Consider the following 19,923-nt stretch of genomic DNA (forward strand, 5'->3'; position numbering starts at 1 on the left):
GGGGATCCGCAGCACCTGAGGGGAGTCGGGATGTCACATCGGCGCTTGGAGAACGGACTCACGTCGAGCCCGGCGGTGATGTTCGGCGAAGCGCTCCGGTTTGCGCGAGAGCAGGCGGGCTACACGCAGGAGGATCTGGGTAGGCTCCTTCACTGTCATCGAACGGTGATCACCCGATTCGAGAGTGGCAAGCGTTCGATGGACCGGGAGACCGTCGGGAAGGCCGACGAGGTGCTCGGTATGAGGGGCCTGCTCGTGCGGCTGTGGGAACGGGTGGACTGGCATGCGGACATCGAGCACCCGGACTGGTTCCAGAAGTACGTGGAACTGGAAGAGGAAGCGGCGGCGACCCGGGTGCTTCAGTACATGAGGATCAATGGCCTGTTGCAGTGCGAGGAGTATGCCTACGAGATCTTTCGTCTTGGCGATGCCCGAGATCACCCGCAGTGGTTGGCCGAGCGGGTGGCGACTCGGCTCAGTCGGCAGAAGCGGTACTTGGTCGATGATGGTCCGTCAATGATCGTTATCCTTCACGAGAGTGCGATCCGGAGCGTCATTGGCGGACCGGGTGTCATGAGGAAGCAGATGGAGCACCTACTCGCCGTTGGGGAACGGTCGAACGTGCTGATCCAGGTAGCGCCGTTCGCCTTCAGGGCCCGGAAGTCGCCAACGACATCCGTGGTACTGCTGGAGATGCCCGATGGTAAGGAGTGGGTCTACTCGGAGAGTCTGTACCGAGGACACTTCAGTGACGCTCCTTCGGTCGTGCAGCAGACTCGCCGGGACTTCGATCTTGTGCGCGGGGCTGTACTCTCGGTCGACGATTCCCATGCGCTGATCACCGAGGTAACGGAGGAATACCGCTATGCAGAACGTCGAGCTGAGCGGGGCGTTGTGGCGCAAGAGCAGCTACAGCGGGGACAACGCGGGCGAGTGCATCGAGGCGGCCCCTGGATTCCTCCCCGACCTCGTCCCCGTGCGTGACTCCAAGGACCCGCACGGCCCGGCGCTCGTCTTCCCGGCCGCCGCCTGGGACTCCTTCGTCGCCGCGATCCGGCACGGCGAGTTCCCGCTCCAAGGCTGACTGCCGCACGAGCGCGGGCCCGGTACGGTGGCGGTCTCCAGGAGTCTTCGGGACGTCGCACCTTCGACACGCCGGCGTCGACCCGTCTCCGGGAAACGGTAACGCAGGCGTGCGCGAGCCGACTTGGGTGCAGCTCCGCTGAAGTTCAGGGCTGAGCTGGGAGAACGCCGATAGGGGCTGTGCGCGGCCGCTTGTCTCTACCGCAGCACTGAGTAGACTCCACCGATCCCGTTACGGGACCGGTGGAGGGGGCGGCGGTGGATAGGGTTCTGGTCGCTGTCGGCGTGGTGCTGGTCATGGTGGGGCTTGCGGCGGTGGTCTTCACCGTGGGGAACCTGGTTGAGTTCCTGCGGTTGCGCGCCCTGGAGCGGCGTGGGGTCGAGGGCGAGGCGGTCTCCGTCCTCCAGGACTGGATGAACCGCAAATACCGCGTTCACTACCGGGTGTGCCTCCCCGAGGATGGCCGCGACGAGCGGTTCTACGAGCTCAGCGTCAAGGAGCCCGAGCCCATGGGCACCGTGTTCCCGGTGGTCTACGACCGGAAGAAGCCGAGCCGGGCGAAGCTCGGGACGCGAAAGGACATCGACTTCGCCACCGAGGGGCTGATCGTGAAGTTCGCCTGGGGCATCGGCGTGCCGTCGATCGCCCTCGGATCGCTGCTCATCCGGTTCTTCGACTCCTGACCGCCCATCGGCGGGAAGCCCGTTTGGGTACGGTTCGTTTCGAATGAAGCTGCCCAGCCGGCGAAACAGCGGGTCTGGGTCGGAAGCGAGGACGGACCGGGCTGGAACCTGCCGATCTGACCTCGATGCGCCGGGGAAACGGCTCAGGCGCCCAGGTGGGTGAGGAGCGTGTCGCCCGACGGGTAGGGGCGTTCGGCGGGGAGGAGGCCCCGGGCGGCGTCCAGCTCTCCGTTCCGCACGTGGGCGTGGATCGTGTGCGCGAGTTCGGTGACGTCGGCGATGGAGACGATCCACTCGTCCGCGTAGCGCCTGGTGGCCTCGCCGACGAGGCCGAGCTGCAGGGAGCGGTGGGGGAGCGGTTGCAGGCGCAGGCCGCGTTCCGGGGCCCCACTGGACGCGGGCCGGGGAGCGCCTCAACTCGCACTTCCAGGTGGCCTGTTCGGGGTGCAGCCCTGCTCGTAAGGTCACCGCCTCGTTTCACCGGCGGACCGGGGTGACGCCGTTCATGCCGAAGCGGGCGGAGCACTGCTCGCTGGACTGGTTGTTCGCGTTCCGGACGCAGATCCACATCGTGTAGCCGGAGACCGGGACGAAGCTCGTCTTCGCGGCGCCCCAGGAGGCGCCGAAGGTGTAGGCCATGCCGTCGCTGCGGAAGAGTTCGGCGACACAGCTCTGGTACAGGGAGGTGTTGAGCACGCCCGCGAGCGAGCCGGAGCCGTTGTCGTCCAGCCAGGCGGAGCAGGCGGCGTCGTTGCCGAGCCAACTGGTGTCCGCCTCGGAGCCCCTGACCTGTGCCGGGTCCTCGCTGCCGTTGATGCCGCTGATCGATGACGAGGTCGGGCTGGGAAAGGCTGCCGAGGGGGTGACGGAGGCCGTGCCCGGCGGGGTGCCCGGGCGTGGGCCGGGTTTGCCGGTGGAGAGGGCCGAGGGCTTCAGGCTCGGGGAGGGTGTCCCCGTCGTGCCGGCCGGGGCGGTCGACGGCGGAGGAGAGGGTTCGGCGGTGGCGGTGGCGGTGGCGGAGACCGGGGCACTGGGGCTCGCGGAGGGCCCGTACGTCGTCCCGGCCAAGGGCTCGGCGCTGACCGGGACACCGCCGGACACCTGCGTGTCGTGGTGCTGCGAGGAGGCGAACGGGTTGAGGACGAACGCCGCGACCGCGCCGAGGGCGATCGCCGCGGCGATCGGCAGCAGGACGAGGTGCTTGCGCCGGCGGGGAGGTGCTGTGAGGGCTGCGGTCCCGACGTCGGGTTCGGCAGCCGCGCTCGCATCCGGTGGCGGGACGGTCTCCAGCTTGCCGACCGGTGTCTCGGCGAAGGCACGTCGCGCGTCGATGCGTGACCCGACCTCGGGTGGCCAGGACGCGGTGGGGGCGAATCGGTGCGCGTGGGTCGCCAGGACGATCTCGTCGGCGGAGGGGCGTGCACCGGGGTCGGTAGCGAGACAGGGCGCGAGGAGCGCGGCGAGGTCGGCGTCCAGGGCGCGCAGCGGCTCCACGTCGGGGACGGCGCCGGGCGTGCGACCCGAGGCGGCGTGGAGCAGGAGCGCCGCGAGCGCGTAGACGTCCGCGGGCGCCGCCACGTCCTCCTCCCCGGCCTGCTGTTCCGGCGCCGAGAAGCCCGGCGTTCCGTAGCCGGCACCGCTCCGGGTGAGCCTCGCCTGGTCCGCGGCGCGCGCGATGCCGAAGTCGATCAGCTTCACGCCGTCGCACACCAGCATGACGTTGGCGGGCTTGATGTCGCGGTGCGCGATCCCGGACGCGTGCACGGCCCGCAGTTGAGCCGCCGTCCCGGCCAGCAGCAGCCACAGCGCTTCGGCGGGCAGCGGGCCGTGCAGCCGGACCGCCTCGTCCACCGTGAGCCCGGGGACGTACTCGGTGGCGAACCACGGGCGTTCCGCGGTGGAGTCGCTCGCCAGCACCCGCGGTCCGGTGCCGAACGGCACACGGTAGAGGATGCCGAGCTCCCGTTCGAAGCGCTCGCTGGAGACCAGCCGCGGCCGGACTAGCTTGACGGCGGCGTACCCCCTGTCCGAGATCCCGAGGTAGACCTCGCCCATGCCACCGGTGCCGAGGAGGCCGATGATGCCGAAACTGCCGATCTCCTGCGGATCGCCCGGGCCGAGTGGTTCGGCGATCATGCCGTCGATCGCGGCGGTTTGTCGGCGGATCGTGCTCACGGCGGGCAGGCTATCGATCAAGTGCTTGCGGGGCAACCGGAGTTGACAGCTCCTTGAGCCCGGTGCAGCGCACGCCCGCAGGAGGACCGGTCCTCTCGCTGCGCTCCTACACTGGCGCGATCCGAGACGGAGGTATGTGAGATGGCGTACGGAGACTTCCCACCCCAGCTGCTGCCGCCGGGCAGCCCTTCCGACCGGGTGCCCTCGGCGCCACCCGGAACGATCTTCGTGCTCGGCCCGGAGGGCGGCTACGCCGTGCCGCCGCGCCGGTACACCCTGCTGTTCGGGCGCGACCGCGAGGACGTCCACGTACCGGTCGGCGTCGACGACCCGACCGTCAGCCGTCGGCACGGCGTCTTCACCCGCGCCGACGCGGACGGCGACTGGTGGCTGGTCAACACCGGCAACCTGCCGATCGAACTGCCCGACGGCGTGCTGATGCTCACCGGCCACAAGCGCGTCATGGGGCCCGGATACACCCCACTGGTGATCAACTCGTCCAAGCGCCGGTCCCACCTCGTCGAGGTCCGCGTCGTCGACGGGGACGACCCGCACCCCCGCTCCACGAGCGGCGCCGAGACCGCGGCCCCCGAGACGGTCTACGTGCTCTCCCTGCAGGAGCGACTGGTGCTCACCGCGCTCGCCCGGCGCTACCTGGAGGGCCAGGACGCCTTCCCGCTCCCCTCGGCCTGGGAGGAAACCGCCCGGCTGGTCAACGCCTCGCCCCACGTGACTAAGTCCTGGACCCACAAGTCGGTCGCCAACACGGTCGAGGACGTACGCGAGCGGCTGCGCCGGCGGGGCGTGCGCGGACTGACGCGCGACGAGGTCGGCGAGCCGGTCGGATCGACGCTCAGCGTCAACCTGATCAGGGAGCTGCTGAGGACGGCGACGCTCAACGCCCAGGACCTGGAGCTGCTGGCCGACGACCGGGGGTGAACCGAGGACGGGACGCCTGCCCCGGTCGATCGTTCGACCGGGGCAGGCACGCGTTCGTCAGCGTTCCGCCTCGGACCCGGACCCGGACCCGGACCCGGGCTCGGGCTCGGGTGCGGTGTTGTAGGTGACGTGCATGGTGCCGTGCTCCACCGCGAAGACGGCGGCCTGATCCTCCGCCGAGTTCTGCTGGCGCGGGAGGGGTTGCGGCTGCTCGGGGTGGTTCGTCGTGTTCGTCACGTGGTTGTTGTCGCCCATGATGAAGGTGCCGGAGACGTCTCCGGTGTGGATGTCGCCGGGGGCGGATTCTGCAGGCATGGTCGGCCTCTCTCGGTCGGTCTCGTGGAGGGTCAGGCTCGGCAGTGGGCAAGCAGGCTTCGTGAGGCCGAGTTCATCGCGGCGGCCTCACTTGACTGGTCGACGTCCGCGGTGCGCGGGTTGATCCGATACGACCGGAGCTTGCTCTCCATCTGCTGAGCGGGGGTCAGCATGCCCTTGAGGTCGGATACCACGGATCTGTCCCGCGCCTGCGACATGGCTTCCCGCAGCGTGGACTCGATGGAGCGCAGGTCGTTGATGACGGCGTCGACGTCGGACTTCACCGTGCTGTCGGAGGGAACGGTGGACGTCCTCCCCGAGTTGTATGCGTTCATGGCGTTGTTGTACGAGGTGATCGCGCGGGCCGCGGTGGAGTTGTCGGCGCTGTACTGCCGGGTCTCTCGTTCCAGGGCCGGGACCACTGTTGCGCACACGGCATCGACGGAGCTCGTCGTGACGGCCGGAGCCGGGGCCGGCGGGTAGGGGGTGTGGACCGTCGGAGGCCGGACCGGCGGATAGGTGACTGGGGCTGTCGTGGCCCGGTCCGACTGCTTGGCGGCGTAGACCATGGCGCCGACACCGAGCACGGCTGCGAGGCCGACCACGCAGGCGACGACGAGGGCTACTCCGCCCTTGGCGGCCACCGCACCGGCGGTGGCTCCCACCGTGTGGGATGCGCCGGTCGTGGTGGTGTTCACGGCCTGCTTCGTCTGCGAGGCGGAGCCGTGTGCGCCCGAGAGGTCGATCTTCGGCGGTGTCGTCTGCGAGGCGGAGCCGTGTGGGCCCGAGAGGTCGATCTTCGGCGGTGTCGTCTGCGAGGCGGCTTGCGCGCCGGGCATGGGGGAGGACGGCAGGGGCGGTTGGGCGGACTGGGACAGGTCGATCACGTTCGGTGTGCTCGGCGGCTGCACGGTCGGCGGACCGACCACGGGGTGAGTCACCACCGGCGGGTTGACCACGGCGGGTGCCGGCGTGACCGGCGCGACCGGCGCAAGAGGAGCGATCGGCGCGACCGACGGCACGGCGCCGGTCACCGCCGTGGCGGCGGCCTGGTGGACCGCCGAGTGCGCCTGCAGGGCGGCGAGTTCCTGCCAGAGCACCCCCGCCTCCAGGACCAGGGCCGTCGTCAGCGCCGCCCGGCCGATCGCCTTGCGGCGGGTGCGCGCCTCCCGCAGGAAGAACTCCTCGCCCGCGCTGTCCCCCGCGCTCTTCGCGGCGGCCCAGCCGGCTCCGAGGAGGGTGCCCCAGGCGTCGAACTGCCGGGAGAGTGCCAGTTTCGGCGAGGCGGCCCGGGCCAGCTCCACGCCGAGCTGCGCCTGTCCGTTCCTCTCCGCTCCCAGCACCGCGACGTCCAGGGCCTGGAAGTGAGCCGCGACTTCGTCCGGGGTGGTCTCCCGCGACTCGACCCACGCGGTGAGCGCCCGGCAGAGCGGCCCGGCGGGGAACTGCGTCATCCGGCTCTTGAGCACGCACTCGGCGACGTCCGGCGGACACCCGTAGCCGGTTTCCGAGGCGACCAGCAGACCGTGCCGTACCAGGCCGTCGGCGAGCGCATCGGCGTCCGTGCGGCCGAGCAGGGCATTGAGCTGCCGTGCGGCCAACTCGGCGCCCGACAGCGAGCCGAGCAGGTGCAGCAGGTCACGCTCCTCCGGCTGGAGCCTGTTGAGCAGCGCGGGAAGCAGTGCGGGGAGGTCGGCGATGCCCGGCAGGCCCTTGCCGGTCGCGGCCGACAGGGCGATGCGCCGCAGGCGGAGCGGATTGCCGTGCAGGGCGTCGCACAGCGCCGTCACGGTCCGCGCTTCGTCGGGCCGCAACCCCCGGGCCAGGACGGTCTGCACCAGGCTCACCCCTGCGGGGGCCGTCAGTCCGTCGAGTCGGATCGCGTGTACGCCGGCGACCGCCGACCGCTGCTGCGAGGTGAAGACGAACGTGGACCGCTCGGCCAGGTCGAAGAGCCGGCTCAGGTCCTTCTCGTCGAGTCCCGCGTCGTCCAGGTAGATCCGCAGCCGCAGGGTCTTCAGGTGCTCCTTCAGCACCTCCAGCGACGGCTTGTAGTTCGGCGCGTCGAAGCTGATGTCGAAGATCGCCTGCGCGAGGTCGTCGGCCGTCCGTCCGCCGGCTTCGATGTAGGCCGCGCCCTCCGGACCGCGCGGCAAGGTGCGGGCGAGGTGGCGCAGCAACGCGCTCTTGCCGACCCCGGAGGTGCCCCAGATCTGCACCAACTGACGCTCTCCGACGGCCTGTTGCAGCGCCCGGACCTCCCGCTCCCGGCCGATCAGCGGATCGCCGGCGGAACGCGGCAGGTGGGTGATCGGCTGACGCTTGACCGGGTCCGGCGGAGGCCCCGCGTTCACGGTGATGGCCGAGCCGTTCCCGGCGGTGATGTTCAGGTTGGTCACGGTGTTCCGGTTGCCGACGATCATCGTTCCGGACACGTCGCCCGCCCGGGTCCGCACGGAGCCGTCCGGAGCACCGTTGTTCTCTGGCATCTGTTTCCCCGGTCCTCTCCAACGCTCGGGTTCCGGCACTCGGTCATGCTGGCGCCGGCCCGTCATCGAAACCCGGCGCTTTTACGTGTTTGGTGGGATCGCCGGCGAACCGGCAGGCTCGGTCGCGGCGGCGATCCGGGCGAGGTGGTCCAGGTCGAGGATCGTGATCCTGCGATAGCCCGTGACGACCGCGCCCGACTCCCGCAGGACCCGCAGGGCCTTGTGGATCGACGACTCCGCGGCGCCGACCAGAGTGGCCATCTCGGGCTGCGACAGCGGGAGTTGGGCCTCGTTGCGGCCGGGGCGCCGGTAGGTGACGGCGAGGTGGTGAAGGATCCTGGCCAGCCGCCCGAGCACGTCGCAACCGGTGAAGTCGACGATCCGGCCGGTCGCCGTGCGCAGCTTGGCCACCACACTCGCGTTGAGCGCGAGCCCGATGGCGGGGTGCTGCTTCGTGCACGCCACCAGTTCGGAGGGCAGGATGTAGCGGGCCAGCACCCGGCCGCAGGCGGTCACGGTACCGACGCGCGGCTGACCGTCGATCCCGGCGAGCTCCCCGACGAGGTCCCCGGCCATCCGCACGGCCAGCAACGCCTCCCGACCGTCCTGTGCGTGCGCGGTGACCTTCACCGTGCCGCCGATCAGGAGCAGCGCGAAGTCCGAGGTGTCGGCCTCGCGGATGGTGATCTGACCGGCCGGGTAGACCACGCCGTGGCCGAGCCCCAGCAGGACTCGGCGATCGGCCTCGCCGACCCGGCCGAGCAGCCCGGCGGGCGGCCAGTACGCCCCGGCCCCGCGCATCCGTGTGTTGCCCATCGGTCACCCCTCTTCCTCGTCCGGCCGAAGCCGGACAAGCCGTATTAGTAGCCGGTCTACCCGAGGACCCCTCCTCTACGGTCTCGGTAACCATCGTGTCGGCGCCGGGAATCCGGTGTCGACGGCAGCTCGGTCTTCGAACTGCCGGCCCCCGTCGTGATCGCGGAGGGAATGTGAATCCGAGGTACGAGTACCGAGCCCTGCTGGCGTGCGACATCGCGGGTTCCGCGGGCCGCGGCCAGCAGCCGCTGCAGGAGATCCGCGGCGTGCTGCGGTCCGCGCTGGTCGGCGCCCTCGGCGTCGCGGAGCTGGACCAGCGGGACCTCGCGTACGTGGACACCGGCGACGGCTGCCGGCTCGTCGCCCCGGCCGGGTTGCCCAAGGCCGGACTGCTGGTCCCGCTGCTCCCGGAGCTGTGCTCGCGGATCCGCGAGCACAACCGGCACGCCGGCCCGGAGACCCGGCTGCGGGTACGGGCCGCCGCGCACGCGGGGGAGGTCCGGCTCGATCCGGACGGCACCGTCTCCGGCACCCCGTTCGAGGCGCTCGCCCGGCTGCTCGACTCGCCCCCGCTGCGGCACGCGGTCCTGGCCGGTCCGGACGGTACCCCGGTGGCCGCGATGCTTTCGCGGCACTACTACGAGGAGACGGTCGGGCACGGCTACGAGGGGCTCGACGCCGGGGCCTTCACCGCGACCGAGGTCCGGGTCAAGGAGTACGCCGCGCGGGCCTGGCTCTGGTACCCGGGCAGCCCGGTCGGGCCGCACGGTGGTCCCGGCCCGGAACCCGGCTCCCGCGAGCGCGGGGCGGAAGCCGAGCCGCGGACCGTGGAGCAACTCGTCCGGGCCACGGGGAACGGCACGGTCTTCGCCGTCGGCCGAGGTGGTCAACACATCCGCTACAACGAACGGGGCTGAAGCGCCGATGAACCAGGAACTCGCCGAGCTGGCCGCGAGCGGAGCCACGGCTCTGGTGTCCGCGATGGGCACCGACGTGTGGAACGAGGCTAAACGACTGATGAGCGGCCTCATCGCCCGGGCCCACGGCAGCCGCCGCAGGGAACTGTCCGTCGCGCTGGAGTGGGGGTCGACGGCCACGAGGGGAGCGGTCGACCCCCGGGCCGTGGACTTCTGGACCGAGGCCCTGTTCCAGTTGCTCGACCAGGATCCGGCCCTCGCCCAGGACGTCATGGCCCTGGTGACGCTGCGGACCGCGCAACGGCCGGACGTCATGGTCCAGGTCAACTCCGCCACCGGCTCCGGTGAGGTGTTCGCGGTGCAGCACGGTGACCAGCACTTCGACTCCGGTCCGAGGTCCCGCGATCGTGAGGAACGGTCGTGAGCGCGGGTGAGGGCCGGCGGGACGGCCTGACGGACGGTTGGGTGCGGGCGGGGCTGGTCGCGGCCGTCGTCATCGGGGCCTTCGCCGAGGTCGGCACGCCGCACCGGCACTACGGCTGGCTGGTGGACGCGTTCGCCCTCGCCGCGGTGGGTGTGGTCGGCGCGGCGGCCGCGCTGGGGGCCGAGGCCGCCGCGACGCCCGCCCGGCAGCGGGACCGGGCCGCACGGGAGCCCAGGCCCGAACGGGAGCCCCGGCCGCATGCGACGGCCCCGGTCTGCCGCTTCGTCGCGGCACCGGCGGTGCCGACGGCCCAGCCCGGCAGGCCCCGGCCGTTCCTGCGCGAGAGGCCGACCGACCTGAGCGTGCCCCGCTTCGGCGAGGGCGCGCGGGCCCAGGGCTACCCCTGGCTGCTGCCGGACCGCACGGTGCAGAACGGGATCGCCGCCGACGAAGCCACCGTCGGTGCCCTCACCATCCGCGCGGCCTCCGTCGTCGGGCCCGGCCACCGTTGCGGACAGCCCGCCGAGCCGCGACAGGACTCCTACCGGATCGGGCGGAGCACGGACAGCCGGTACGCGATCGTGGCCGTGGCCGACGGCCTGTCCAGCGCGGCCTGGTCCGACGTCGGGGCCACCGCGGCCTCCAGCCAGGCCGTCACCCTTCTGCGCGAGCAGATCGAGACGGTCGGCTTCGACCGGATCGACGTCAAGGCGCTGTACAGGAGGATCGCGGAATCGATCGCCGCCCACGCGGCCGAACGCAAGGTCGGCACCTCGCACCTGGCCACCGTGCTGATCACCGCGGTGATCGCCGAGCCGGACGCCAACGGCGTGGCGCGAGCATGGGTCGGGTGGCTCGGTGACAGTTCGGCCTGGACGCTCGACCCGCGCGTCCCACGGTGGCAGTTCTCCGCCGGCGAAGCCAAGGACCGCGCGGCCGCGGTGGTCTCGAACGAGGTCGTCGGCCGACTGCCGGACACACCGCACCTGGCCGTGGACCAGTACGTCACCCTGGCGGCCGGTGCCGCCCTCGCGCTGGTCACGGACGGGATCGGCGACGCCTGGGCGGACCCGACGGGCAACGTCAACGAGTACTTCGCCAACGCCTGGCGCGCGCCCGTCCCGGCCACCCGGTTCACCGCCGACGTCGGGTACGACGCACCGCAGTGCCTCGACGACCGCACCGCCGTCGTGGTGTGGAACGGCAGGGGGAAATGACCGACTCCGATCCCGTCGCGCGCGACGGCGCCCCGGCGGTGGACCCCCGGGGCTGGGCGTTGCCGAGGACCGTGGCCCTCGCCGACATCGGGCCGCTCGCCGACCCGATCTCCGAACACAACGGCCAGGCCATCGCCGTACGGCCGCTGACGAGCCACCCGGGCTGGCTCGCCAAGCTCTACCGGCCCGGCCTGCGCCAGGAGGACGGCCGCAGGATCGACCTGCTGATCTCGGCTCCGGACACGCTGCCGGCCGCGGAACGGGCGGCCCTGTACGCCGGGACGTGCTGGCCCGCGGCCCGGATCCACGAGCCCGGCAACCCGGCCGTCGGGTGCGTGATCCCGATGGCGCCCGAGCAGTACCGGTCCGAGCTGAGGCGCGGAAAGTTCAGCGAGCGCCGGTTCCTGGAGATCGACTGGCTGGCGAAGTCCGACGAGTCGATCCGGGGCGTGGGCCTGCCGTGCCCCGGCTTCTCGGGCCGGCTGACGGCCTGCCGCCGACTGACGGAGCTCGCCGCGATCCTGGAGGGCCTCGGCCTGGTCTACTCGGACTGGTCGTTCTCCAACGCCTTCTGGAGTCCGGAGGGGCGTTCCGTCTACCTGATCGACGTCGACGGCTGCCAGCCGAAGAAGATGCCCGACATCCACCAGCCGAACTGGGCCGACCCGCTCACACCGCCGGGCGCCGACGCGGACCAGTACACCGACCGCTACCGGCTCGCCCTGCTCGTCGCCAAGTGCCTGACCGGCCGGCGCGACGCGAGCACCTACCACGGCGTCGCCGCGTCCGCGTGGCTGAACCAGCCCGCCGTCTCCGAGGTCCTGCTGGACATGCTGCTCGCGGCCGACCGGGAGCGCCGGCCCGCCGCTGCCCAGTTGAACCAGGCGCTGAACAACGGGCCCTACCTCAGGGCCGTTCCGCGTCCGACCCGCCTGCCGATGCCCCAATCATCCCTGGTGCAGCCGACGGTGACGTCGCCTCAGCCGGCGCCGCAACCGGTCCCGAAGTCCCCCGACGTCACCGTCACCGCCGCCGACCGCATCGGCGCGGTCGAAGAGAAGCAGAAGCCCAAGACCGGCTCGTCCACCCAGTGGACCTGGGTGCTCGCCCTCGTCCTCGTCGTGGTCCTGGTCATCGTCATCACCTCCAACCACTAGCTCAGAGGTGCACACCATGTCACTCTGCCTGCCCACCTACGTGGTGATCGACGCCTCCTCGTCGATGAAGCCGCACGAGGCCGTGCTCAACGCGACCCTCTCGCGTCTGCACTACAACCTGGCGACGAACCCGCGCGTCTCGGAGTTCGCCAGGGTCAGCGTGGTCGCCTTCTCCACCGACGTGCACGTGGTGATCCCCATGTCCGACATGGAGCAGGTCCCGAGCATGCCCGAAGTGATCTGCGGCGGGGGCACCGCGTACGGCAAGGCCTTCGACCAGCTGCGGCAGAGCATCGAACAGGACGTCAGCACCCTGCGGGCGCAGCAGTACAGCGTGCTTCGGCCGGCGATCTTCTTCCTCACCGACGGCGCTCCGACCGACGTGAGGTGGCGGGACTCCTTCCGTGCGCTCGTGGACCGGAACTGGCCGCGCCACCCGCACGTCATCGCCTACGGCTTCGGCGGCGCCAGGCGCGACGTGCTGAAGGAGGTGGCGACCAAGGCGCTGTTCATCGCCGACGGTTCGGACACCGAGTCGGCGCTCAGCGGGGCGATCACCGGCCTGCTCAACAGCCTGATCGCCTCCTCGCAGACCGGCCAGATGCAGATCGCCACCGACGTCAAGGGCTTCGAGTACGTCCAGGTCGCCCAGGAATACGTGGACTGAGCATGGACACCAACCTGCGCACCCCGGCGCCCCGGGCGCCACGCGCCTCCGTCGGGCTGTCCGTGCTGGCCGCGGTGCTGCTCGCCTGCGGCGGCGTGGTCTCGGTGGCGGGCGATCTCCTCGGCCCCTCGACGGACAAGGGCGGAGGCGGCGCGCACCCGGCGACGCCGGCGCCGGTTCAACCGCCCCCTGACCTCCCATCTCCCACCGTGGCGCCGTCGCCGAGCTGCTCGGCCTCACCCACCCAACTGCCCGAACCCACGGCCACCCCCACCACCCCGTCTCCCTCCCCGGAGCGTCGTCCGGGGCAAGGGCCAACCCGGACCAGGACTCCCGCGACGAAGAACGCCGCTCCGTAGCCGCGACACCGGCGGAGTCGCCGGGGACCGCGCCGCGCAGGCGGCCGGCGGTCCGTCAACAGCCGGAACGCACACCGCGGCCCAGGCCGGGAGCTCGATCCCGACCTGGGCCGCAGTCGCCCCTCCGGCGGACTCCACCGCACGGAGCGCCGGCTCAGGCGCCCAGGTGGGTGAGGAGCGTGTCGCCCGACGGGTAGGGGCGTTCGGCGGGGAGGAGCTGCCGGGCGGCGTCCAGCTCTCCGTTCCGGACGTGGGCGTGGATCGTGTGCGCGAGTTCGGTGACGTCGGCGATGGAGACGATCCATTCGTCCGCGTAGCGCCTGGTGGCCTCTCCGGCGAGGCCGAGCTGCAGCGACCGGTGGGGCAGCGGTTGGAGGTGCAGACCGCGTTCCGGGTCCCACTGGACGCGGGCCGGGGAATGCTTCAACTCCCGCTTCCAAGTGGCCTGGTCGGGGTGCAGCCCGCGAACGTAGTGGGACAGGCAGCTGTTCCGCAGCGCCCATTCGAAGCCCTCGCGGGTGATCTCGATCGCGAGGACGGTCTCCTGGCCCTCCTTGCCCGCCCATCCGCAGCGGTACATCATCCAGAGGAACGACGGTTTGATCCACGTCATCCGGTCCCTCTTCCACGCCGCCGGGAAGCGGCCGTCCCGTGCGGCGGGCAGGCCGATCTCCGGGGCGTAGGCCTGGTAGACGGTCACCGTGGAGGCGGTGTGGAGGGCGCGGATCTCGAACTTGGGTTCTTGCACGCTGACCAGGGTCGATCTTCGGCGCGCGTCGCGCCAGCGGATTTCCCGGGCCGGCACCGGGGCGGAGTACGAGCAGGACCCCGACCGCGGGTGCGGTCGGGGCCCTGTCGTGTGTGTGCCGTCCGGTCAGTCGAGCGGCGGCGTCAGCTCCACCTCGTAGCGGTAGAGCCGGCCGTTCACCCAGCAGGCCAGGTCGGCGCCGGTGGTGTGCCGGGCGAGTTCGGCGAGCAGGCGCTCGGTGAACCCGTCCAGCTGCCGGGCGTCGACCGGGGCGGCGCCGGAGCGCGCCCCGGCGGCGAAGGGGAGTTCCTCCGCCCGGGCCGACACGGTGTAGGTCACCGAGTCGCCCGCGTCCTGCGACGGGACGACGTGCCGCCCGGGCTCGTCCTCGGTGAAGACGAGTCCGGTGCCCGAGGCGGCCCGGTTGGCGGCCTCGACCAGGGAGAAGCCGGGCTCCGCAGGCGGAGCCTCGCTCCCCAGCCGCAGGTCGACCACGCCCTCGGCCGGCTCCGGGAGAACCCGGTAGCCGTAGGCGTCATCGACCTCGGACACCGACTCCGCCTCCGGCCACACGGCGTGCAGCCGCGCGACGAGGGACCGGCAGAACGCCCGCAGCGACCCGATGCTGTCGTCGGTGTCCTCGGTCGTCCAGTAGATGGACACGTGGAGGAAGCAGTCGTAGTCACGCTCGCCACCACCCGATGACCCGTCGGGCGCGGGCCCGGAAAGGTCACCGGGCTCGGTGCTCAGCCGGAGTCGGAACTTCGATCCGTCCGCGCCCACGAGGTGGTGCCACGGATCCGTGAGCGGATCGGTGGTCAGCGTGAGGACGTCGGAGATCTCCCGGGCGGTGAGAGCGGGACCGGACGGTCGTCTCACCAGGATGGCGGCATCGGTCGACATGACCTCAGCACCCGTGGCCCTTGCACTTGTAGTCGCCACCGATCTTGCCGCTGATGTTCCAGCCGCCCGGGTCTCCGGCCGCCCAGATGTGGTACTCCTGGAAGTCCGAACTCCGCCTGCGCAGGTAGTCGTCCAGGCTCGCCATGGCCGTCTTGGCGTCGTAGCCGTCCGGCATGCGGATGTAGGTACGCACCGCACCCTTCCCGTTGGACTTCCTCATGTTGTCGTGGACGGCGTTCGGTCCGGGCTTGGTCTCCTTGAACTCGGACGGCACCCCGTCGACCCAGGCGTCGAAGCCCTTTCCGGACTTTCCGCCGTCGTCCAGCGTCGCCTTGACGTGGGAGCCGCCCTGGGCCAGCTGGAAGGCTATCGCGTACTCGCTGTTGCTGAGCGACCAGGTGGTGAGGTTGCTCCCCTTCTTGGTCAGGGTCTTGAACCGGTTCTCGTCGAAGGGGGTTTCGGACTCGTCGATCCGGCCGGCGATGTCCTCGACGTAGTTCCTCTCCTGGATGTCCTGCGCCAGGTTGGCGAAGGCGCAGCCGTCGCGGGCCGAGCGGTGGCAGTACTTCTTGTTGATCTCGCGGATCTTCTCCAGGTACTCGCCGATGATCGGGTTGTCGGGCTGCATCAGCCAGGCCACCCGGGCCTCGTGCCACTTCTTGCGGTTCTCCGCGCTGCCCGAGGTGGTCTTGGCCGGGGACGGCGAGTCGTCGCCGCCACGGGTGCTGGGGGCCTCGTCGTCGTCACCGTCGTCGGTGCAGTGGGTGACGCACTGGTCGCCCATGGTCGGCTCGTGGAAGACGCCGTTCATGCCGACCCAGCCGTGCAGCGCCATGTCGTTGCCGGAGCAGTCGTCGGCGCACATCTTGCGGCCGTCGGGGTCGCTGGTGCTGGTCGGGTTGCCGCCGGAGTAGGCGTACCCGTTCAGCTCCTTGGGGCTGGTCGGATCGAACACCGGGTCGATGCTGAGGAACCGGCCCAGGGACGGGTCGTAGTCGCGCGCACCGAGGTGGACCATCCCGGTGGGCCCGGTGACACCGCCCAGGAAGCCGTGGCTGCCCGACCAGGTGGCCGGCGCCGCGCCGCGCTGCTCGCCGTACGGCGTGGTCCGCTTCTGGGCGACGGTGCCGGTGGCCGCGTCGACGTTCAGCTCGGCGGTGGAGTGATGGTCGGCGACCTGGAAGGCGACCTTGTTGTCGTCCGTCCGTACCGCCGAGGCCTGGCCCAGCGAGTAGTACCGGGTGGCGACGGGCTTGGCCGCGCCCTTGGTCAGGGTCAGCTCGGTGGTGCCGAGGTAGAGCGTCCAGCTCTCGGCGCCCGGGTTGGCGCTGTCCAGGACGTGCGCGGTCAGCCGGCTGCCGCTGGGGTCGTAGAGGTAATCCGTCGTCCGGGTGCTGGTGACGGGCCCGTTCTTGACGGTGTCGACGACCTTGCCGAGCTTGCCCTCGGCGTCCCAGGTCAGTGCCTGGTCGCTGGTGGCGCCCGCGGCGAGGTCCCGGTGGCGGGCGATGGTGTTGCCCGCCGGGTCGTAGCCGGCGGTCTCGGCGAGGACGCCGGTGCCGCTGGTGCTCTTCAGCGTGTGCGGCTGGGCGGCTGTCGGGCCGGGGTAGTTGTACTTGGTGGTGACGTCCTTGGCGGGGTCTCCGGTGATGTCGTGCCGGGTCTGGGTGTCCCGGGTGCTGTCGGGGTTGAACTGCCAGCTCGTCCAGTACGGGGCCGGGCCGCCGAGCGCCTTGGCGTCGGGCGTGGCCGGGCAGCTGGTGCCGCTCGGGGTGAACGCCTCGGTGAGCCGGGCCAGGTAGTCGTACCGGAAGCACTGCCGGTCGGTTCCGGAGCGCGAGGTGTCGGTGATCGAGGTGACGTTGCCGACCTGGTCGTAGGTGTAGGCCGCCGCGCGCAGCGGGTTCGCCTGGCCGTACTGGTCGGTGCGGCTGGAGGCCAGCCGCTGGGTGCCCCACTCGTAGGCGTTGGTGATGTAGAGCTGCTTGTTCGCCGTCCCGTCGGACAGCGTGCTCTGCAGCGGCTTGCTGGTCAGGCTGTAGGTCTGGCCCGTGAGGTAGCTGCTCAGACCCTGGGCCGTGGTCATCCGGGTGAGGTCGTCGTAGCCGAACGCCACCGACTCGGCGGCGAGGTTGCCGGCCGCCGGGTAGCTGATGCTCTGCTGCTTGCCGTCGAGCCGGTAGATGGTGCCGCTGACGTAGTTGCCGGCGAGGGCCTCCTGGCCGGGGACGGACGGCACGCTGAGCGTGCTGCGGGTCGGGCGGCCCAGGGCGTCGTACAGCGACCAGGTGGTCGTGTACGGGTAGGTGGTGCCGCCGACGCTCGTGTACCGGGTCGCCGAGGAGATCAGGCCCTTGTTGCCGGACGGGTCCCAGGTCTGCGAGGTGAGCAGCGGGCCCGACACGGTGCCGGAGTGCAGCTCGGTCTGCCGGTCGAGGTTGTCGTAGACGTACGCCAGGGTCTGGTTGTTGCCGTCCCGGCTGGTGGCCAGCCGGCCGCGGTCGTCGTAGGTCTTGACCGACGTGCCGGAGTCGGGGTCGACGGTCTTGACCTGGCGGCCCTGCTGGTCGTACGTCCAGCTCCACTGCGTCCCGTACTGGTCCGTCAGCTGGGTGGTGTGCCCCGCCGGGTCGTAGCCGTAGCGGATGCTGTCGTAGGCGCCGCCGGCGGAGCCCCCGCGGTACTGGCGGATCTCGCTGGTCCGGCCACGGGCGTCGGTGACGGTCGTCGCCGGGGTGCCGCCGCTGGGCGGGGTGACGGTGACCCGGTCGCCGCCGTACTCGGTGAGCGTGGTGGCGATCGGGGTCCCGACGCCGTTGCCGGCCAGGGTGGTCGACTTGACGACGCGGCCGAGGCCGTCGAAGGTGCTGGCGGTCTGGGTCTCGACACCGGTGGTGTCCTCGACCTTGAACAGGGTGCCGGAGGCCGCGCCGGTCGCGTAGTAACCGGCGTAGGCGAGCGAGGCCTGGCCCTGCTCGTCGTAGAAGGTGTCGGTCAGGACCCGGCCGCCGTTGTCCCCGGGGGACTGGGTCTGCCGGGCCCGGCCGAAGCCGTCGTACAGGGTGTACGCGGTGGCCTGGGAGCCGTCCGCGTTGAGCGCCTTCGTCGACACGACGCGGATCTGGCCGTCGTTGTCGGTGTAGCCGAACTCGTGGTTCGGGGTCTGGCCGGTCGCCTTGGAGCGGTTCGGCAACCAGACCTTGAGCGTCCGGCCGAGCGCGTCGTACAGGCTGTCGGTGCGGCGGTTGTTGGCGTCGACGGTGTCGACGGTCTGGCCGCGCAGCAGGTCGAGGTCGGCGACGGAGACCATGGCGGTGGCGGCGTTGCCCGCGACCACCGGCGGTCCGGTCGTGGTGACCTTGGTCGGCCGGCCGTTCGCCGGGGCGAAGCCGGTGGTGGTGGTCTGCGCCAGCGGGCTGGCGGTGGTCACGGGTGCCGTGGCGCCCGTGGTGTCGAACACCGTGGTGGACGCCAGCTTGGTGGTGCTGTCGGCACGGCCGTAGGCGTCGTAGTGGGTCGTCCCGTCGAGGTAGGTGGCCCGGTTGCCGGAACGGGACTTCAGGGTGTGCACGGTGGTGGCGTCGCCCTTGACGGGGGCGGCGCCGTAGGCCTGGCCGTCGTAGCGGGTGCGGATGTCCGACAGGACCGCGGAGGTCCCGTCGGCCTGGGTGTCGCGGTTCACGGCCGCCGAGCAGTTGGCGGCGACCATCTCGACCTGGATGGTGCCGGTCAGGATCCAGGCCGCGGCGTTGTCGGCGTACGTCGTGCGGGTGCAGGTGTCGTCGGCGCCCACCGCGGCGTCGCCCAGGTCCTCGCTCTGCGTCGTCCGGCCGTAGTCGTCGAACGTGGTCGCGGTGCGGGTCTCGCGCCAGGCGGCGCCCGCGCCCTTGTCGAGCGAGGTGAAGGACCGGCTCGCCTGGGTGCCGGTGAGGTTGGCGGTGGTGGTGCCCCAGTCGTTGGAGCGCTTGGCGGTCTCCTTCTTCCAGGGGGTGCTGACGGACTTGGAGAGGATGACGCCGCCGGGCTTGTCGTACTGCTCGCTGCGGTACTCGTAGCCGGCCCAGGCCTGGTCGTCGGTCAGGACGGTGCCCTGGCCGTCGTCGACGGTGACGCTGCGCTTGCCGTTCTTGTCGGCGGGGTTGTCGCGGTCCTGGTCCATGCCGCGCAGGAACCAGTGGTCGGCCTGGGTGGTCGTGCCGGTGACGCCACCGGTCTCCACCCGGGCGTGGGCGTAGCCGCGCCACTGGGACCAGGTCTTGAGCTTGGCCGGGGTCAGCCCGTCCTCGTCGTCGAAGTGCCAGGCGGCGTCGCCGAGGTAGGTGTAGCGGGTGACCATGTCGGGCGCCCCGCCGGTGCGGTCGGTGGCGATGACCGTGTTGACGACGTACTTGTTGAACCACTCGGTGGTCACCGGCACGTCGTTGGACGGCTGGTACATCTGCGGGAAGCAGCGGGTGGTGTTGCTCTGCGGGGTGGGCAGGGCGTTCCAGTCACAGGCCGCGGCCGAGTAGTTGACGTCGATCTGGCCGCCGAGCTCGTCGGTGACGGTGCCCAGGCGCTGCTTGATGAACGGCATGCGGCCGTCGCCGACCTTGTCGAGCCGGTTGGCCATCTGCTTGTAGGCGAAGCCGGTCTTGGGCAGGGCGATCGCCGGGGCGGCGGAGGAACCGGTGTGCTGGATGGAGTCCAGCAGCAGCTGGTAGTCGAAGTCGGCGGTGCCCCACTTGTGGTTCAGGGTCCACGTGTCGACGGTGGCGTAGTTCCCGTCGGCCTGGAGCGTCTTGGCGGTGACGGAGGTCAGGCGCGTCCGCGTGAAGTAGGTCGGCGAGCTCTGGCCGGTGCAGTCGGTGCCGTCCTTGCAGTTCTGGTCCCACGGGGTGTCGTACCAGTACTGCCGGTTGGTGTCGATCTTCGCCGGGTCACAGAGCGCCGCGTTGGTCTCCAGGCAGCGCTCGGCGGTGCCGAAGTCGACCCGGCCCATCGGCTTGACGGTGGCCGAGTGGAGGTCGCCCTGCTGCTGGCCGTACTCG

At 71.1% G+C, this 19,923-nt stretch carries 16 protein-coding genes and 1 pseudogene; 9 read left to right on the forward strand and 8 right to left on the reverse strand.

Going from position 1 to position 19,923, the window contains the following annotated elements; all coding sequences use genetic code 11:
• Nucleotides 1–45: 45 nt before the first annotated feature.
• The 3 genes from ABZ449_RS13655 to ABZ449_RS13665 all read left to right on the forward strand — a co-directional run bounded on the left by ABZ449_RS13655 (nucleotide 46) and on the right by ABZ449_RS13665 (nucleotide 1,767).
• Complete coding sequence (locus ABZ449_RS13655; RefSeq protein WP_360345031.1) at nucleotides 46–984, forward strand: helix-turn-helix transcriptional regulator; 939 nt, start codon at nucleotides 46–48, stop codon at nucleotides 982–984.
• Nucleotides 893–1,084 carry a DUF397 domain-containing protein gene (locus ABZ449_RS13660; protein ID WP_360345064.1) on the forward strand — a complete coding sequence of 64 codons (192 nt, stop codon included), beginning with the start codon at nucleotides 893–895 and terminating at the stop codon, nucleotides 1,082–1,084. Before ABZ449_RS13655 ends, ABZ449_RS13660 begins: the two co-directional genes overlap by 92 nt.
• Before the next feature lie 257 nt (nucleotides 1,085–1,341).
• Nucleotides 1,342–1,767: a DUF3592 domain-containing protein gene (locus ABZ449_RS13665; RefSeq protein ID WP_360345033.1), complete on the forward strand. Its 426-nt coding sequence runs from the start codon at nucleotides 1,342–1,344 to the stop codon at nucleotides 1,765–1,767.
• Between the two features lie 143 nt (nucleotides 1,768–1,910).
• On the opposite strand, the pseudogene ABZ449_RS13670 reads toward ABZ449_RS13665, so the two are convergent.
• Nucleotides 1,911–2,220: pseudogene (locus ABZ449_RS13670) on the reverse strand (DUF4291 family protein); the annotation flags it as partial.
• A 24-nt stretch (nucleotides 2,221–2,244) separates the two neighbouring features.
• Entirely contained in the window at nucleotides 2,245–3,942 is a 1,698-nt protein-coding gene (locus tag ABZ449_RS13675) for a protein kinase (protein WP_360345035.1), read from the reverse strand.
• A 141-nt stretch (nucleotides 3,943–4,083) separates the two neighbouring features.
• Between ABZ449_RS13675 and ABZ449_RS13680 the strand changes: the two genes are divergently transcribed.
• On the forward strand, nucleotides 4,084–4,881 hold the full coding sequence (locus ABZ449_RS13680; protein WP_360345037.1) for an FHA domain-containing protein: 798 nt from the start codon (nucleotides 4,084–4,086) through the stop codon (nucleotides 4,879–4,881).
• Between the two features lie 57 nt (nucleotides 4,882–4,938).
• On the opposite strand, the gene ABZ449_RS13685 is transcribed toward ABZ449_RS13680, so the two are convergent.
• From ABZ449_RS13685 to ABZ449_RS13695, 3 genes are all read right to left on the reverse strand, one after another.
• Nucleotides 4,939–5,196, reverse strand: coding sequence for a hypothetical protein (locus tag ABZ449_RS13685; protein WP_360345039.1), 258 nt, complete (start codon nucleotides 5,194–5,196; stop codon nucleotides 4,939–4,941).
• A 32-nt stretch (nucleotides 5,197–5,228) separates the two neighbouring features.
• The gene (locus tag ABZ449_RS13690) at nucleotides 5,229–7,685 is read right to left on the reverse strand and encodes a hypothetical protein (RefSeq protein WP_360345041.1); all 2,457 of its coding nucleotides are present in this window, start codon (nucleotides 7,683–7,685) and stop codon (nucleotides 5,229–5,231) included.
• A gap of 81 nt (nucleotides 7,686–7,766) precedes the next feature.
• Nucleotides 7,767–8,501 (reverse strand): Crp/Fnr family transcriptional regulator, encoded by a 735-nt coding sequence (locus ABZ449_RS13695; protein ID WP_360345043.1) that lies wholly within the window; start codon nucleotides 8,499–8,501, stop codon nucleotides 7,767–7,769.
• Between the two features lie 173 nt (nucleotides 8,502–8,674).
• On the opposite strand from ABZ449_RS13695, the gene ABZ449_RS13700 reads away from it, so the two are divergent.
• The 5 genes from ABZ449_RS13700 to ABZ449_RS13720 are packed head-to-tail and all read left to right on the forward strand — an operon-like array spanning nucleotide 8,675 to nucleotide 12,883.
• Nucleotides 8,675–9,418 carry a hypothetical protein gene (locus ABZ449_RS13700; protein ID WP_360345044.1) on the forward strand — a complete coding sequence of 248 codons (744 nt, stop codon included), beginning with the start codon at nucleotides 8,675–8,677 and terminating at the stop codon, nucleotides 9,416–9,418.
• Between the two features lie 7 nt (nucleotides 9,419–9,425).
• Nucleotides 9,426–9,842 carry a hypothetical protein gene (locus ABZ449_RS13705; RefSeq protein ID WP_360345046.1) on the forward strand — a complete coding sequence of 139 codons (417 nt, stop codon included), beginning with the start codon at nucleotides 9,426–9,428 and terminating at the stop codon, nucleotides 9,840–9,842.
• Nucleotides 9,839–11,059, forward strand: coding sequence for a protein phosphatase 2C domain-containing protein (locus tag ABZ449_RS13710; RefSeq protein WP_360345048.1), 1,221 nt, complete (start codon nucleotides 9,839–9,841; stop codon nucleotides 11,057–11,059). Before ABZ449_RS13705 ends, ABZ449_RS13710 begins: the two co-directional genes overlap by 4 nt.
• Nucleotides 11,056–12,216 carry a hypothetical protein gene (locus tag ABZ449_RS13715; RefSeq protein WP_360345050.1) on the forward strand — a complete coding sequence of 387 codons (1,161 nt, stop codon included), beginning with the start codon at nucleotides 11,056–11,058 and terminating at the stop codon, nucleotides 12,214–12,216. Before ABZ449_RS13710 ends, ABZ449_RS13715 begins: the two co-directional genes overlap by 4 nt.
• A 16-nt stretch (nucleotides 12,217–12,232) precedes the next feature.
• Nucleotides 12,233–12,883 carry a VWA domain-containing protein gene (locus ABZ449_RS13720; RefSeq protein WP_360345052.1) on the forward strand — a complete coding sequence of 217 codons (651 nt, stop codon included), beginning with the start codon at nucleotides 12,233–12,235 and terminating at the stop codon, nucleotides 12,881–12,883.
• Between the two features lie 513 nt (nucleotides 12,884–13,396).
• Here the strand turns inward: ABZ449_RS13720 and ABZ449_RS13725 are convergent.
• The 3 genes from ABZ449_RS13725 to ABZ449_RS13735 form a co-directional block, all read right to left on the reverse strand.
• On the reverse strand, nucleotides 13,397–13,990 hold the full coding sequence (locus ABZ449_RS13725; RefSeq protein WP_360345054.1) for a DUF4291 domain-containing protein: 594 nt from the start codon (nucleotides 13,988–13,990) through the stop codon (nucleotides 13,397–13,399).
• Nucleotides 13,991–14,116: 126 nt separating this feature from the next.
• On the reverse strand, nucleotides 14,117–14,893 hold the full coding sequence (locus tag ABZ449_RS13730) for a hypothetical protein (RefSeq protein ID WP_360345056.1): 777 nt from the start codon (nucleotides 14,891–14,893) through the stop codon (nucleotides 14,117–14,119).
• A 4-nt stretch (nucleotides 14,894–14,897) separates the two neighbouring features.
• On the reverse strand, nucleotides 14,898–19,923 hold a 5,026-nt coding region (locus ABZ449_RS13735; protein ID WP_360345058.1), incomplete at its 5' end, for an RHS repeat-associated core domain-containing protein.

Origin of the sequence: Kitasatospora sp. NPDC005856 (assembly GCF_040629945.1) — a bacterium.
Lineage (GTDB): Bacteria > Actinomycetota > Actinomycetes > Streptomycetales > Streptomycetaceae > Kitasatospora.